The organism is Streptomyces sp. NPDC101194 (genome assembly GCF_044767885.1).
GTDB lineage: Bacteria > Actinomycetota > Actinomycetes > Streptomycetales > Streptomycetaceae > Streptomyces.
Map to the genome: position 1 here is coordinate 213,560 of NZ_JBIWOS010000009.1, position 15,269 is coordinate 228,828.

The 15,269-nt window shown below is 71.7% G+C and carries 10 protein-coding genes; 6 read left to right on the forward strand and 4 right to left on the reverse strand.

The features are described from left to right. The first annotated feature begins 39 nt into the window (after positions 1 to 39). From ACIRP2_RS29425 to ACIRP2_RS29435, 3 genes are all read left to right on the forward strand, one after another. Complete coding sequence (locus ACIRP2_RS29425) at positions 40 to 1,413, forward strand: SWIM zinc finger family protein (protein WP_404255472.1); 1,374 nt, start codon at positions 40 to 42, stop codon at positions 1,411 to 1,413. Beyond that, complete coding sequence (locus tag ACIRP2_RS29430) at positions 1,410 to 4,211, forward strand: DUF6493 family protein (RefSeq protein WP_404255474.1); 2,802 nt, start codon at positions 1,410 to 1,412, stop codon at positions 4,209 to 4,211. Before ACIRP2_RS29425 ends, ACIRP2_RS29430 begins: the two co-directional genes overlap by 4 nt. Positions 4,212 to 4,611: 400 nt before the next feature. Beyond that, on the forward strand, positions 4,612 to 6,051 hold the full coding sequence (locus tag ACIRP2_RS29435) for a GNAT family N-acetyltransferase (protein ID WP_404255476.1): 1,440 nt from the start codon (positions 4,612 to 4,614) through the stop codon (positions 6,049 to 6,051). A gap of 96 nt (positions 6,052 to 6,147) precedes the next feature. Here ACIRP2_RS29435 and ACIRP2_RS29440 read toward each other — a convergent pair whose 3' ends face one another. After that, the gene (locus ACIRP2_RS29440) at positions 6,148 to 7,302 is read right to left on the reverse strand and encodes a trans-sulfuration enzyme family protein (protein ID WP_404255478.1); all 1,155 of its coding nucleotides are present in this window, start codon (positions 7,300 to 7,302) and stop codon (positions 6,148 to 6,150) included. Between the two features lie 59 nt (positions 7,303 to 7,361). Here ACIRP2_RS29440 and ACIRP2_RS29445 point away from each other — a divergent pair, with 59 nt between their 5' ends. Then, positions 7,362 to 7,859, forward strand: coding sequence for an Lrp/AsnC family transcriptional regulator (locus tag ACIRP2_RS29445; RefSeq protein WP_404255480.1), 498 nt, complete (start codon positions 7,362 to 7,364; stop codon positions 7,857 to 7,859). A gap of 48 nt (positions 7,860 to 7,907) precedes the next feature. After that, on the forward strand, positions 7,908 to 9,593 hold the full coding sequence (locus ACIRP2_RS29450) for a DUF885 domain-containing protein (RefSeq protein WP_404255482.1): 1,686 nt from the start codon (positions 7,908 to 7,910) through the stop codon (positions 9,591 to 9,593). 102 nt (positions 9,594 to 9,695) lie between these two features. Here ACIRP2_RS29450 and ACIRP2_RS29455 read toward each other — a convergent pair whose 3' ends face one another. Continuing rightward, the gene (locus ACIRP2_RS29455) at positions 9,696 to 10,181 is read right to left on the reverse strand and encodes a rhodanese-like domain-containing protein (RefSeq protein WP_404255484.1); all 486 of its coding nucleotides are present in this window, start codon (positions 10,179 to 10,181) and stop codon (positions 9,696 to 9,698) included. 94 nt (positions 10,182 to 10,275) lie between these two features. Here ACIRP2_RS29455 and ACIRP2_RS29460 point away from each other — a divergent pair, with 94 nt between their 5' ends. Further along, positions 10,276 to 10,722: an Lrp/AsnC family transcriptional regulator gene (locus tag ACIRP2_RS29460; RefSeq protein WP_404255486.1), complete on the forward strand. Its 447-nt coding sequence runs from the start codon at positions 10,276 to 10,278 to the stop codon at positions 10,720 to 10,722. Here the strand turns inward: ACIRP2_RS29460 and ACIRP2_RS29465 are convergent. Both ACIRP2_RS29465 and ACIRP2_RS29470 read right to left on the reverse strand, forming a co-directional pair. Then, positions 10,712 to 13,867, reverse strand: coding sequence for an AAA family ATPase (locus ACIRP2_RS29465; protein WP_404255488.1), 3,156 nt, complete (start codon positions 13,865 to 13,867; stop codon positions 10,712 to 10,714). The genes ACIRP2_RS29460 and ACIRP2_RS29465 overlap by 11 nt on opposite strands. Next, positions 13,864 to 15,030, reverse strand: coding sequence for an exonuclease SbcCD subunit D (locus tag ACIRP2_RS29470; RefSeq protein ID WP_404255490.1), 1,167 nt, complete (start codon positions 15,028 to 15,030; stop codon positions 13,864 to 13,866). The genes ACIRP2_RS29465 and ACIRP2_RS29470 overlap by 4 nt, the downstream gene beginning before the upstream one ends. Positions 15,031 to 15,269: the final 239 nt, after the last annotated feature.

Here is a 15,269-nt window from a genome sequence, read left to right on the forward strand (position 1 = left end):
CCGGGGCCGATTGTCAGTGGTGGGTTCTACGGTTCTTGCATGACCCGATCCGTTCAGGCATTGGCCTACTCACGCCCGTCCGCACTGGAGTCCTCGCAGTCCGGGCAGCTCCTCGGTCTGGAGACAGCCGGTGGCCTCACGCCGCGGGGCAGCGAGCCCCACCCCCGGTTCTTCTCCGGGTTCCTCGCCTCACCGAGGGTCGCCGCGCGCGGTCTGCTGGCGGTGGCGGACGTGGCATCCACGCGCTACTACCAGCGCACCCTGCCCGCCTCGCTCGACCCGGTGGTGACGGGCAACGGCGACCGTTTGCGGTTCGAGTCCTTCTCCGGCTGCTGCGGGGTGTACGCGCGCCTCGATGTGCTCCAGGACGGTTTGGACGGCGCCCGGACGGGTCATGGCACGACGAATGTGGATGTCAACAATCCACTCCGGGAGGCACTTTCGCGGATAGCGGGAGACGATCCACTGCATATGCGTGTGGGCCCGGACGAGTTGGCCGTCACCACCATGGACGGACCCGTCGTGGAGAAGAAGGTGCCCTTGCCCGACCGATGGCTGCGTGGCTTCGCCGAGGCGCAGGTGATGTCGGCCGGTTTCGATCTGCGGGCCGAACTGTCGGCCGCGGAGGCTGTGCGGTTCCTGCGTGGCCTGCCTCGCTCGTCGGGGAATGCCTCGCGGGGCGCTCAGTGGGTCGTTCCCGTCGGCAAGACGTTGCGGCCGACGACCCGACCGGTCGCGGGTGCGGTGTGCCTGCCGGGCCCCGAGCGGTTGGTGGCATTGCAACGAGTGTTGCGTCATGCGACAGCACTGCGGGTGTACGGGCCCGCGGCCGACGGTGCGGCCACGGCGAGCGCCTGGGAGGCGGTGCTCCCCGGTATGCGGCTCACCCTGACGCTCTCACCCGATGCCTCGCGGGGGTTCTCCGGCGAGGGCGGGGTGCTCGACGCGTTGGCCACCGACGACGCCGCTGCCGACGCAGAGTTGGTGTCCGTGCTCCTGGCCTGGGAGCCACGGATCGAACCCGCCGATCTCGCGGAGCAGTCGGGCCTGACGACGGAGCGGGTGCGGGCCGCGCTCACCCGGCTGGGGACGGCGGGCCGGGTCGGCTACGACCTCGCCGACGCGACCTACTTCCACCGCGACCTGCCCTACGACGCCGACCGGGCCGAGCGGCACAATCCACGGCTGGTGGCAGCCCGGCAACTGGCCGACTCGGGCGCCGTCGTACTCGACCGGGACGTGGCGACCGTGGCCTCGGCCGAACGCCGGTACCAGGTGAGGGAGAAGGATGGAGTGCTGAGCTGCACCTGCCAATGGTGGGTCGACCACCGCGGGCGCAGGGGCCCGTGCAAACACGCGCTCGCCGTCCGGATGGTCCGCCGCGGTGCGCAGGTTGCCGGAGGTGTGCGATGAAGGAGCTGCTCACCGCCGTGCGAGAAGGGCGCAAGGAGGATGTGCCGACCCTGCTGGCCCCGCTCGATTCAGCCGAACGACGTGCGGTGCTGGCGGAGTTGAAGGCACTCCGCAAGGAGGCGCGGGGCTGGCACTGGCACGAGCAGGAGAAGATCCGGAAGGCTCTGCTGATCGCCGGTGCCGGCTGCCACACGGGCGCCGCGGGCTGCGCGACCTGGATCGGCGGCCGGGACCTGCTGGGCTGGACACGGTCCCCGTACCCGCTGGTACTCGAGGTTCTCGCGGACCGTGACCCCGCCTGGCTCGGTGACGTCGCACACCGACTGGCGGCGCGGCCGGCGACGGCGGAGACGACGTACGAGCTCATCGACGAACTGGTGAAGATCGCGCAGTGCCCCGTACCCACCACGGACGGCTTCGTGCGGGGCTGGGCCGAGACGGTCTCGGGCGTACGGTGGCGACGACGCGGTGCGCGAGCCCTCATCGATCGTCTCCGCGCCGACCCGCATCTGACTGCTCTCGTCCCTCGGCTCTTCGAGCTGACGGAGCTGCCGTCGCAGGTGACCTGGTACGACCAGCCCGACAACCCCGGCCACTGGCCCCAGACCCTGGCCGTCCTGGCGGACGAGGGTCTGCTGGAGCGGCGGAACGTCGTCGACAGTTGTGTGACCCGGCTGCTGCGCGGAGGAAAGCCCGGAGACCTGCGTTTCTTCCTGACGGTGCTCCGTCGGCTCGCGCCGACCGAGCGGGAGGAGGCCGAAAGGATCGCGGACTGGATCGGAATGGCCGCGGACGGGATCTCCACCGTGGCCGGTCATGCCCAGGGAGTGCTCGCCCGGCTGGACGAGCGGGGCGAACTACCCGTACGGGCCCTGGCGGATGTCTCCGGTTCGGTGCTTTTCCGAGCCGAGAAGAAGCTGGTCCGGGCCCAGCTCGTGTTGATCGGCAAGGTGCTGCGACGCGATCCGTCGACGGCCGGCGAGCTACTGCCCGTCGTCGCCGAGGCCTTCGGGCACGAGGACATCGACATCCAGGAGCGGTCGCTCAAACTCGTGGCACGCCACCTGTCCGCCGTCGCCGATCCGGTGCGCGAAGCGATCGCCCTGTCCGCGTCGTTGCTGGGTCCGGCGCACCGCACGGCCGCGGCGGAGGTGTTCGGCGATCTGCTGGACGTACGGTCGGCCGCGGAGCCGTACGAGGAGGTCCTGCCGCCCGTCCCCGCCCCGCAACGTCTCGAACCTGCGCCGACGACGCTGCCCGAACTCGTCGAGGAGGTGGTGGTCCTCGCGAGATCCGCATCGCAGGAGAGCACCGCCTTCGAGCGGGCGCTGGACGGGTTGGTCCGCCATGCCCGCACCGATCGGCAGGCACTGGCCGACGCGTTGCGCGAAGCGCTGGCGGGACAGTGGTGGCTCGACGACGAACCGCAGTCACGGGTGGAGCAGCAGCTCCGTTCGGAGGCGGGAATCGAGCTCGTCGTGGCCGTCCTGCTCGGGCGGGTACCGGCGCAGGCCGTGCATGACGGGCGTGCCGCGTGGACGGGCACCGGGACCTGTGTCCATGCCGCACTCACGGGAGTGCTGAAGGCTCGGCTGTGGGAGGCCGCCGACGCCGTACTGAACGGCACCGCACCGTTTCTGCTCGCCTTCCCCACGTGGCACACGGGCTCGATCGACCCTGCCGTGCTCGTCGAGCGACTGCGCACCTACCAGCGGCTCGGGATCCGTCCCGGGGAGGCCGACTTCGCCCAGGCCCTGCTGCGGGTAAGGCGCAGCGGTCGGCACGAGGCCGCAGCGGCTGCGGCCCTCCTGGGCACCCCGGAGGGTGACCGGCTGGCCCTCTGGCTGCGGAACGACGAGCCGCTCGCCCGCGTTTTCCGCTTCGATCTGGAGAAGGGCCGTGCCTCGACACGAGGCTGGCCGCTGAGGGAGCCGACCGACTGGACGCGGCGCGTCCTGATGGCGAGCGAGGAACGCCCCTTCATCCAGCAGGAGTTCCCCCGTTCCTTCCACTGGCTGGGCCATCCGCATGCACCGGACCATCGCCTCTGCCACCACTGGGGCGACCACTCGGGCACCTGGCTCGCCACGCTCCCCGAGGACGGGGAAACCCTGGCTGCCTGGCTGCTGCCGACCACGGCGACCTGCGCGACGGACGAATTGCGTGGCACCGCCGAGCCGTTGCCCGGACTTGTCGAACTCGGCGGGCCGGCCGCCCCCGAGGCCATCCATCTGTCCGTGGCATACGGCCTGGGGGCCCGCCATCCGGACGACCGGTTGTCGGCGGTGGACGCCCTGCTGATGCTCGCGGCCCAGGACCGGCTGGACGCGTCGTCGGTCGGCCAGAACCTGGCGATCCTCCTCGACCACAAGTTGGTGAAGCCCAACCGGCTCGCGGACTCCGCCCGTACCGCGGCGGTCACCGGCGCGTACCGGATGGTGCTCTCCGTACTGGTCCCCGTGCTGCCAGGGCTGCTCGCTCAGGCGAAAGCGCCTCGCGGACTGAGCGACTTGCTCTCCGTGGCCGCCGAGTGCGTGGAGCACTGTGGTCCGGTGGGCTCGGAGCCGATACCCGGTCTCACCGAAGTGGTGGCGCGTGGCGGATCCTCGCAGCTGGTACGACAAGCGATGCGCCTGAAGACGGCCTGGGAGCGGACAGCCGAACCGACAGACGCCGGACCGACGGCCTCCGCGTCGACGGGAACGGGGTCAGGAACGCCGGACTCCGGGCCGACCGGGACCGATGCGACCGATGTGACCAGCGAGACCGGCGAGACCGGCGAGGACATCGTGGCGTAACCCGCGGGGGCAGGTCCGGGGCCGATGAGCCGCGCCCGGTCGGCACAGGGTCGGTCCGGGGCGGACCGGCGCCGTCCCGACCGGTGGTCACCGTCCGGGCGCGCCGCTCCTCGCAGCGGGCCCGGACGACAGCGACCCCGCTCCGACCCCGGGATACGCGGAACTCCGCCCCCGGGACACCCGGACCTCTCTCACCGCCCCGAGCCCGGAAGGAAGCTGCCGTACCCCGTCCTCACACCCGGCCCGGGCCTCGGGCAGCAGGACCTGCCTCTACCGGCCGATCCAGAATCGATCAAGACAATAATCCGCCAAAACAGACGATAGAGACCCAGATCATCACTTAACCCATCAGTCACAGAGTGTTCGTGGCCACGCAACACCGCTGGGTCACAGTGAGGGCATGACTGATGTGACATCCGCCAAGTCCGCCCGCCGCTCCCCTCACTGGCGGCGGGACGTGACCGAACTCGCCGCGCTGTTCACCGCGGTCGCGGTGGCCGACGCGATCGCCAACCTGATCGGACACCAGCCGGACGGACCGTACCTCCTGATCGCCTCGGCCGTGGCCCTGGCCGTGACAGCCGCTTTCCACACCTGGTGGGCGCGGCGCTACAGCCACGCTCCACCTCCGACCACCAGCGCCCCCGGTGCGGACAGCGACGGCACTGCCCCCTCCCAGCACACCGACCCCGTCGCGAGCACGCTCGTGACCCGACCCACCGCCGCCGGCCCGGCCCGGTCCCCCGAGGACACGGTGCTGTGGCGGATGCGTACCACCGTGCGGGACACCCCGGGCAGTCTGGCCGCGCTGTGCACAGCGCTGGCCCGGCACCGGGTCGACATCCTCACCCTGCAGACGCACCCGCTGGCGCAGGGCACGGTCGACGAGTTCCTGCTGCGTGCCCCCGCCCCGCTGCAGGCCCAGCAGCTGAGCCGGGCGATCTCCGCCGCCGGGGGTGGCTCGACGTGGATCGAGCGGGCCGACGCGCACGACCTGGTGGACGCACCCACCCGCATCCTGAGCCTCGCCACGCGCACGGCCCTGGACGCGGCCGAACTCCCCCTCGCCCTGCGTCAGCTGCTGGGCCGCTGCACCATCCACTCGCTGCCCGCCGTCTCGATCACGGGCCGCTCCACCGGTGAGACGGCACCCGTCGAGGGCATGCCGGAGGAGACGGTGATGCGGCTGCGCGATCCGTCCGGAGGCGCCATCACCGTCGAGCGGCCCTACCTTCCGTTCACCCCGACCGAATTCGCCCGGGCCCGCGCCCTGGTGGAGCTGGACGCCCGGCTCGGTCCCCGCATGCCACGCGGTGAGCACGTGCTGACCCTGCCCGAGGGCGAGGAGATCACCGTGCGCCGGGTGGATCGCGGCGATCTCGGAGCAGCGCGGGCCATGCACGACCGCTGCTCCGAGCAGACGCTGCGGATGCGCTATCACGGCCCCGTGCACGACGCGGACCGCTACCTCGACCACCTGCTGAGTCCCCGTTTCGGCCGCACCCTGGCCGTGGAGACGGCCTCCGGACGGCTGGTCGCCCTCGGCCACCTCCTCTGGGACGGCGACGAGACCGAGGTCGCTCTCCTCGTGGAGGACGAGTGGCAGCGCCGAGGCATCGGCTCCGAGCTCCTCGGCCGGCTGGTGACGCTCGCCATCGAGGCGGGCTACGAGAGCGTGTATGCCGTCACCCAGGCGTCCAACACCGGCATGGTCGCGGCCATGCGTGCGCTGTCCCTGCCGCTGGACTACCAGATCGAGGAGGGCACGCTGGTCGTCACCGCCCGGCTGGACGCGACTCCGATCCGTTCGCTGCCACCGTACGAGCAGGCCGGTCGCTGACCTCCCGACGCGACGGTTCCGCGCCGGGACCTCCAACCCCGGGACCACGTACCCCGGGGCCCGCGACCCGCCCCCTCCTCGAAGCCCCGCCTGCCGTCAGCTCAGTGCCTGGCACAGGTCGGCCCACAGGTCCTCGACGTCCTCCAGACCGACCGACATGCGCAGCAGCCGGTCCCCGACCCCGGATGCCTGTCGGTCCCCCTCGTCCACAATGCGGTGGCTGATGGAGGCCGGATGCTGGATCAGGGTGTCGACACTTCCGAGGCTGACCGCGGGCGTGATGAGCCGTACGGCCGAGATCACCCGGTGCGGATCCCCGTACGTCTCGAACGAGACCATCGCCCCGCCCAGCTTCGGATAGTGGACCCGGGCGATGCGCGGATCGGCCGTCAGTCTGCGCGACAGTTCGGCGGCGCTCGCGGAGGCGGCCCGTACCCGTACCGGAAGCGTGGCGAGCCCGCGCAGCAGCAGATATCCCGCCATCGGGTGCAGCACCCCGCCGGTGGCGAAGCGCACCTGCCGCAACCGGGCCGCGAACTCCTCGTCACAGGCGACGACGCCGCCCATCACGTCGCCGTGCCCGCCGAGGTACTTGGTGGCACTGTGCAGCACGATCCGTGCGCCGTGCTCCACGGGACGCTGGAGCACGGGCGTGGCGAAGGTGTTGTCGACGAGCAGCGGCACGGAGCCGCAGGAGTGCGCGACGGCACGGATGTCGGCCTCGGCGAGTGTCGGATTGGCGGGCGTCTCCACCATGACCAGCCCGGTGTCCGGACGGATCGCCTCCGCGATGCCCGCCGGATCGGTCCAGGTCACTTCGGTGCCCAGCAGGCCGGTGCCGAGAAGGTGATCGCTGCAGCCGTAGAGCGGACGGACGGCCACCACGTGGCGCAGTCCCATGCTCGCCCGGACCAGCAGGACAGCGGTGAGTGCCGCCATTCCGCTGGCGAACGACACGGCGCTCTCGGTCCCTTCGAGCCGCGCGAGCGCGGTCTCGAAACGGGTGGTCGTCGGATTGTCCAGCCGCGCGTAGACGGGCGGGCCTTCGAGCCTGGCGCCGGTGGCGGCGAAGGTGTCGATCCGCTCGGCCTCGCCCCTGGAGTCGTACGAGGGGTACGTGGTGGACAGGTCGATCGGCGGGGCGTGCAGGCCGAGCGCCGCGAGATCGTCGCGACCCGCGTGCACGGCTTCGGTGGCCAGCGCCCTGGACCGGGATGTCGTCAGGGGCGCCGTCGAGGCTTCAGTGTCCATGACACGACTCTGAACAAACACCGGGACTGGGTGCGCATCTCCCGTGCTACGTTCGGCAGATGGCCGATTCCGTCGCTCTCGACCCGGTGGACCTGCACATTCTGCGACTGCTGCAGAACGATGCCCGGACCACTTACCGCGAACTGGCCGCCGAGGTCGGTGTCGCGCCGTCGACCTGCCTGGACCGGGTGGCCAGGCTGCGCCGCTCCGGCGTCATTCTCGGCCACCAGCTCCGACTGGACCCGGCGCGGCTCGGCCGCGGTCTGGAGGCACTGCTCTCCGTACAGGTCCGTCCGCACCGCAGAGAGCTCATCGGGCCGTTCGTCGAGCGCATCAGGTCGCTGCCCGAGTCCCGCGCGCTCTTCCATCTCACCGGGCCGGACGACTACCTGGTCCATGTCGCGGTCACCGGAACCGCCGATCTGCAGCGACTGGTGCTGGACGAATTCACCTCACGCCGGGAGGTGGCCCGGGTCGAGACCCGCCTGATATTCCAGCAGTGGGAGTGCGGGCCGCTGCTGCCACCGGCCGTCGGACCGGCCGGGACGGGCCCCTGAGGCAGGATGATGGTGACGTGGAGGCCTCCGCCGTACGAGGATGTCCGCATGTCAGACATTCCCAGCAGCGCGCTGCCCCGCCAAGTCGCCGACGCCTACGTCGACGCGTTCATCGAGCTCGACCCGATCGCCGGCACCTATCTCGGTGTTACGGAGAGCTCGCGCCGCCTTCCCGACTTCTCCCCCTCGGGGCAGGAAGCCGTGGCCGAACTCGCCCGCACCACCCTGGCGAAGCTCGACGCCGCCGAGCGGCTGCCCGGCGCGGACAGCGATGCCGAGCGCCGCTGCGGACGCCTCCTGCGCGAACGCCTCACGGCGGAGCTCGCCGTCCACGAAGCCGACGAGGGGCTGCGCGCGGTCTCCAACATCTCCTCCCCGGCGCACAGCGTCCGCGAGGTGTTCACGGTGACGCCCACCGAGACCGACGAGGACTGGGCGGCGGTCGTGGACAGGCTGCGTGCCGTTCCGGCCGCGCTGGAGGGCTACCGCGAGTCGCTCGCGCTCGGTCTGGAGCGTCGGCTGTACGGCGGGCCGCGGGCCACCGCCACCTTCATCGACCAGCTCGACGAATGGGCCGCCACCGACGGATCGGGTTTCTTCCAGGAGTTCGCGGGCGCCGGCCCTGCCGCTCTGCGCAACGATCTGGACGACGGCGCCCGTCGGGCCACCGAGTCCGTCGCGGCGCTGCGCGACTGGATGCGAGAGGTGTACGCCCCCGCGGTCGAGGGTGCTCCGGACACGGTGGGCCGTGAGCGGTACGCGCGCTGGTCGCGCTACTACAACGGCACCGACCTGGATCTCGACGAGGCGTACGCGTACGGCTGGTCCGAGTACCACCGGCTGCTCGCCGAAATGAGGACCGAGGCCGAGAAGGTTCTGCCCGGCGCCGGCCCCTGGGAGGCGCTGGCCCATCTCGATGTGCACGGCAAGCACATCGAGGGGGTCGACGAGGTCCAGGTCTGGCTCCAGAGCCTGATGGACGAGGCGATCGAGGCACTCGACGGCACGCACTTCGAACTCGCCGAAAGGGTGCGGAAGGTGGAGTCCCGCATCGCCCCGCCGGGCGGTGCCGCGGCCCCCTACTACACGGGGCCGTCCGAGGACTTCTCACGTCCCGGCCGCACCTGGCTTCCCACCATGGGAGAGACCCGCTTCCCGGTGTACGACCTGGTCTCCACCTGGTACCACGAGGGCGTGCCGGGCCATCACCTGCAGATCGCCCAGTGGACTCATGTCGCCGACACCCTCTCCCGCTACCAGGCCTCGATCGGCGGTGTCAGCGCCAACCTGGAAGGCTGGGCGCTGTATGCCGAGCGCCTCATGGACGAGCTGGGCTTCCTGCCGGACGCCGAGCGCCGGCTCGGCTATCTCGACGCACAGATGATGCGGGCCTGCCGCGTGATCGTGGACATCGGCATGCACGCCGAAATGGAGATCCCCGAGGACTCCCCCTTCCACCCCGGTGAGCGGTGGACCCCGGCCCTCGCCCAGGAGTTCTTCGGCAACCACAGCGGCCGTCCGGCCGACTTCGTGGAGAGCGAACTGACCCGCTATCTCTCGATGCCGGGGCAGGCCATCGGCTACAAGCTGGGCGAACGTGCCTGGCTGCTCGGGCGGGACAACGCCCGCAAGGCACACGGTGACGCGTTCGACGCCAAGGCCTGGCACATGGCCGCGCTGTCGCAGGGGCCGCTCGGGCTCGACGACCTGGTGGACGAACTGTCCAGGCTCTGACCCCGCTCCTGTCCCCTCCCCGCCCCTCCCGCACTCGCGTCCACCGGCCACGGAACGCCCGGACGAGAGCGGGCGGGAGGGGCACTCTCCCGGCCCCGCCGGTCAGCAGCCGCAGTCTCCGGAGCCGACCGGCGCGGTGAGCGGGTCGGCCTCACGCCGCTGCGGCCCGTCCAGGGTCTCGAACTCGAAGCCCTCCCGGACCCAGTACTCGAAGCCGCCGAGCATCTCCTTGACCCGGTAGCCGAGTTCGGCGAGCGCGAGCGCGGCCCGCGCCGCGCCGTTGCAACCGGGACCCCAGCAGTAGGTGACCACGGGCACGGCCGGGTCGAGAAGGTTCCGGGCCTGTTCGGGGATGAGGGCGGTCGGCAGATGGACGGCGCCGGGGACGTGCCCCTGGTCCCAGGAGGCGGTGGAGCGCGCATCGAGGAGTACGAAGCCGGGGTCGCCGTCGGCCGAGAGCGCGGCCTCGACGTCGGAGACATCGGCGTGGAAGGCGAGCGAGGCGCCGAAGTGGGCGGCCGCCGCGGCCGGAGCGGCCGGCGGGACACGGAGGACGGGGTTGGCCGCGGTGGTGGGCTGCGTTGTCATGCTCAGAAATCTATGGTCGGCGTCCCTGCCCCGGAAGGGGAGATCCCCGGCACAGCTCTTGATCCGCCGGTGATTTCCCTGTTGCCTTCCAGGTATGACCGACTATTCCCCAGACTCGACGGACTGGCGCATCCTCGATGTCCTGCAGCGCGCGGGCCGTGCGACATTCGCCGAGCTGGCGCGGGAGGTGGCGATGTCCCCGAGCGCCGTGACGGAGCGGGTGCGCAGACTGGAGGAGGCCGGGGTGATCAGCGGCTACGCCGCGGTGGTCGACCCGGAACGGCTGGGGCTGCCGATTCTCGCGCTCGTACGGCTGCGCTACCCGAACGGCAATTACAAGCCCTTCCACGATCTGCTCGATACGACTCCGGAGATCGTGGAGGCCCACCACGTCACCGGCGACGACTGCTTCGTACTGAAGGTCACCGCCCGCTCGATGCGTCATCTGGAGGAGGTCTCGGGCAGGATCGGAGCGCTCGGCTCCGTGACCACGAGCGTCGTCTACTCCTCCCCGCTCCCCCGGCGTGCCATCAGCCGCTGACCGCCCCCGGTGTTCGGTGCCGTACCGCCGATCCGTGCCGTTCCTTCACCACTTCGAGCTGAGCGGGGATGCGACGGCGCAGATCCGCGACATGGCTGACGATGCCGACGCTGCGGTCCCGCTCGCGCAGCGAGTCCAGTACGTCGAGCACCTCGTCGAGGGTCTGGTCGTCCAGGCTGCCGAAGCCCTCGTCGATGAAGAGGGTGTCCAGCCGTACGCCGCCCGCCTCGTCGGTGACGACATCGGCGAGGCCGAGCGCGAGGGCGAGCGAGGCGAAGAACGTCTCGCCGCCCGAGAGCGTCGCCGTGTCGCGCTCGCGTCCGGTCCAGGCGTCGACGACGTGCAGTCCGAGGCCCGATCTGCGGCCGCCGGTGCGGGCATCGGAGTGGACCAGCGTGTAGCGGCCGGACGACATCTTCTGCAGCCGTGCGGTGGCGGCCGCGGCGACCTGTTCGAGCCGGGCCGCGAGCACGTACGACTCCAGCCGCATCTTGCGTTCGTTGTCCGCGGACGTACCCGCGGTGAGCCCGGCCAGCCGTGCGACCCGGTCGTACTCCTCGCGCAGCGGACCGAGTCCGCGCACCTCGTCCGCGACGGAGCGCGACAGCCTGTCCAGCTCGGCGCAGCGCTCGCCTGCGGCGGCCAGCGTCGCCGAGGCGTCCCGCAGCATCCGCTCGGCCGTGTCGTACGCGGCCGCGGCGACATCCACCGCGGCCGGGGGGCTCTGCGCAGCGTCACGGGTCGCGGTCTCGGCGAGTCGGTCGGCCACGGCGGCCGACTCGGACTGCCAGGCGTCGACCAGACGCTGGAGTTCGCGCTGCTCGGTATCGGTGAGGAGGCTCTCGGCAGCGGCCTGCGGGGTGGCGAACCCGGCCCGGAACGCGGCGTCCGCGAGCCGGCCGTCGGCCTCCTTGCGACGCAGGGCGGCCGTCTCCTCCTCGCGTACCGTCTCGGCGGCCTCGGCCAGCAGACCGACCCGGCGCTCCAGCAGGGCGGCATGCTCGGCGACGCTGCCGGAGTCACCTCGGGCGTTCACCAATTCCGCCTCCAGTGACTCCTGTTCACGGTCCAGGCCTTCGCGCAGAGAGGTGCGGGCCGCAGCCCGTCGCTCGGCCAGCCGCAGACCCTCGAGACGCTCCGACTGTTCCCGCTCGGCGACCGCGAGGGCCTCACGCGCCGCGTGCATGCCGGCGGCCGTCCGGTGCGCATGGGCATGCCGGCGTGTCAGATCGTCGACGAGGGCACCGAGTTCGACGACCGTGGGGTCGGTGGCGGGCTCGGCGGCAAAAGACGGAGGGGACTGCTCGCGACGGACCGCGCCGTCGTCGATCGCTCCGGACGCGACCGAACCGGCGGCGGCGACCCGGGCGGGCTCTGCGGTGTCGGCGCCGTCCCTGGGCTGCGGCACCACGGACTGTGCGGCGGCGCGGGCCGCCGTGTGCTTCTCACGTACGACCCCCAGCTCCCGGTCCGCCTCCGTGCGGGCCTCTTCGGCCCGCCGATAGGCGTCCAGGGCCCGTTCCTCGGTCGCCCGGTCGACATGGCCGTCGGCCGCGCGTGCAGGCCTGGGGTGGTCGGCCGAGCCGCAGACCTTGCAGCCCTCGCCGTCCACCAGCTCGGCGGCCAGCTCCGCGGCGATGTCGCGCAGTCGTCGTTCGCGCAGCGCCAGCCACGACTCGTGGGCTTCTGCAGCCCGCTCACGGGCCACGGTCAGCCGCTCGGCGGCGGCCGACGCCTCGACGGCGAGCGCGTCCCGGCGGCGAGCGGCATCCAGCCGTGCGCGGGCTGGCTCCAGGCGGCCGGCCAGGTGTTCGGCGCGGGTCGCCGCCTCCTGGGCCTCCTCGATGCGTGCCCGCAGGTCGTGCCGGACGGATTCCCAGTCGGCCAGTCGGCCCTTCGCCTCGCGGATCAGTTCGTCGTCCACGCGGGCCTGGCGCTCCAGTCCGGCCCGCTCGGCATCGATCTCCGCGCCGCGCCGCTCGGCGCGCTGTGCGGCGTCGAGCCCGCCCAGTTCCTGCCTCAGCTTTCGTTCCAGCTCCGCCAGGTGTTCCCCGCCGGCGTCGGCCAGGGTGTCGGGCAGCAGCGCACGGGCGCGGTCACGGGCCTCGCGGACCGTGCGGTAGGCACGCTCGGCCTCGTCGCGCAGCTCCAGCGCGGGGGCCACGAGGTCGGCGGCGCGGGCCTGCGCGAGCCGTTCCCGGTGCCGGTCGTGGTCGGGTCGGCCGGCTTCGAGTGCGGTGGCGCGACGCCGCGTCTCCTCGTACCGCCGCTGGAGTCCGGCGAGTTCACGTTCGGCGTCGAGGGTCAGACGGGCGGCCGTGCGCCGGTCGTCGGCCGTGGTCAGCACGGACTCGGCGATGTCGAGCCGTTCGCGGGCGGCGCCACGGGCCGTGGCGGCCCACGCCAGCACGCCGTCGGCGAGCCCCGGCTCGCCGGGCTGGAGGTCGGGCAGCTGCGATTCACGGGCGGCCGGACCGGCGGCCTGGGCGATCCGCTGGGCCACCGCGAGGACGCGTTCGTCGCCGGTCCGCACCTGTGCTTCGGCACTGCGGCGCAGTTCGGCCAGGCGTTCCTCGACGGCTGCGAAACGGCGGGTGTCGAAGAGCCTGCCGAGCAGTTTGCCGCGCGCCTCGGCATCGGCACGCAGAAAGCGCGCGAAGTCGCCCTGCGGCAGCAGGACCACCTGGCAGAACTGATCACGGCTCATGCCGATGAGCTGGGTGATCTCCTCGCCGATCTCCTGGTGCGAACGGCTCAGCTGCTGCCAGCCGTCGTCGGGGTCGAACACGCGCAGCCAGCTCTGGGCCTTCTCCGTCGTGAAGCCGCTGCCCTTCTTCTTGGGGCGGGGCTGTGCGGGGCGCCGGGTGATTTCGAGGCGTCGGCCGCCGACGGTCAGTTCCAGCTTGACCTCGGTGGGGAGGTCCGCGGGGGCGTGGTCGCTTCGCAGCGAGGTACCGGGGCTCTGGCGGGCGCCGGGCACCGCGCCGTAGAGGCCGTAGCAGACGGCGTCCAGGACCGAGGTCTTGCCGGCTCCGGTCGGCCCGTGCAGCAGAAAGATCCCGGCCGAGGAGAGGGCGTCGAAGTCGATGTCCTGAGTGACGCCGAACGGCCCGAAGGCGGTGAGGGTGAGGCGGTGGAGTCTCAACGGTTCACCTCGCGCACGCCGTCGTCCACCCGTACGTGGTCGAATGCGCCGCGCAGTACCGTGCGCTCCTGCTCGTCCGCTGCGGACCCGCCCCGCACATGCGCCACGAAGTCCTCCGCGATCTGCTGGTCGTCGCGCCCCTTGAGACGCTGTGCGTACGAGGCGAGCGGGTCGTCGGGGGCCCGGTCGGGTTCGAAGACGAGGCTGAGTGTGTGCGGAAAACGCTCGACGAGGCGGGCCATCGGCTCGACCGGGCGCACCGGGTCGGTGAGGGTGGCCTCCACCCAGGATTCCCGGTGCCGTTCCAGCGCGGGGTCCTCGACGAGGGTGTCGAGGCGGCCGCGGAGCCTGGCGAGCGGACGGGGCACCGGACAGTCGATGCGTTCGGCGGCGATCGTGCCCGAGGCGCCGAGGTCGATCAGCCACATCGTCTTGCGGTGGGAGACCTCGGAGAAGGAGTAGGACAGCGGCGAGCCCGAGTAGCGGACCCGGTCGGTGACCGTCTGACAGCCGTGCAGGTGTCCGAGCGCGACATAGTCGACGCCGTCGAAGACCCCGGCGGGCACGGCGGCCACCCCTCCGACGGTGATGTCGCGTTCACTGTCACTGGGCCGGCCGCCCGCGACGAAGGCATGGGCGAGCACCACGGATCTGGTGGTTTCGGGGCGGTTCGCGAGGTCGGCGCGGACCCGGTCCATGGCCGCGGTCAGCACCGCCTCGTGCCCGGCTCGCTCCGCCTTGAAGACGTCCTTCACCAGGGCCGGTTCCAGGTACGGCAGCCCGTAGAACGCCACATCGCCGTGAGCGTCGCGCAGGACGACCGGGGTGGCGCAGTGTGCGGGATCGGTGCGCAGGTGGATTCCGGCCTTCCCGATCAGTCCTGCGCCGACGCCCAGCCTGCGTGCCGAGTCGTGGTTCCCGGAGATCATCACGGTGGGCACACCGGCGGCGGCGAGCCGGTGCAGCGCGTCGTCGAAGAGCTCGACCGCGAACAACGGAGGAACGGCCCTGTCGTACACATCACCCGCGACGAGGACCGCGTCCACCTCGTGGTCACGCACCGTCGCCACGAGATGGTCCAGGTAGGCGGCCTGGGCTTCGAGCAGGGAGACCCGGTGGAACGACCGCCCCAGGTGCCAGTCCGACGTGTGCAGAATCCTCAAGAGTCGGCTCCGACCTGCATTGTTCTCTTCCTCCGCCCCCGGGGCCCGGGTCTGTCGCGCCGTGCTCGGTCCGTCCCGCGCGGAGCCTCGTTGTCCGCATCGGCCGCATCGACGGCGGTGAGCCCCTCTTCCCTCACCGACCACAGTGTCCCATCACCATCGACCGCCACCGCGGCCTTCGGGCGAGAAGATCGATCCGCGTTCCGGCGGAGAGGGCCCGCCGGGCACCGGGGAAATCG

What these genes read in the sequence shown, in the direction of transcription:
- ACIRP2_RS29425 (WP_404255472.1), top strand. Translation starts at nt 40, where the DNA reads ATGACCCGATCCGTTCAGGCATTGGCCTACTCACGCCCGTCCGCACTG.
- ACIRP2_RS29430 (WP_404255474.1), top strand. Translation starts at nt 1,410, where the DNA reads ATGAAGGAGCTGCTCACCGCCGTGCGAGAAGGGCGCAAGGAGGATGTG.
- ACIRP2_RS29435 (WP_404255476.1), top strand. Translation starts at nt 4,612, where the DNA reads ATGACTGATGTGACATCCGCCAAGTCCGCCCGCCGCTCCCCTCACTGG.
- ACIRP2_RS29440 (WP_404255478.1), bottom strand. Translation starts at nt 7,302, where the DNA reads ATGGACACTGAAGCCTCGACGGCGCCCCTGACGACATCCCGGTCCAGG.
- ACIRP2_RS29445 (WP_404255480.1), top strand. Translation starts at nt 7,362, where the DNA reads ATGGCCGATTCCGTCGCTCTCGACCCGGTGGACCTGCACATTCTGCGA.
- ACIRP2_RS29450 (WP_404255482.1), top strand. Translation starts at nt 7,908, where the DNA reads ATGTCAGACATTCCCAGCAGCGCGCTGCCCCGCCAAGTCGCCGACGCC.
- ACIRP2_RS29455 (WP_404255484.1), bottom strand. Translation starts at nt 10,181, where the DNA reads ATGACAACGCAGCCCACCACCGCGGCCAACCCCGTCCTCCGTGTCCCG.
- ACIRP2_RS29460 (WP_404255486.1), top strand. Translation starts at nt 10,276, where the DNA reads ATGACCGACTATTCCCCAGACTCGACGGACTGGCGCATCCTCGATGTC.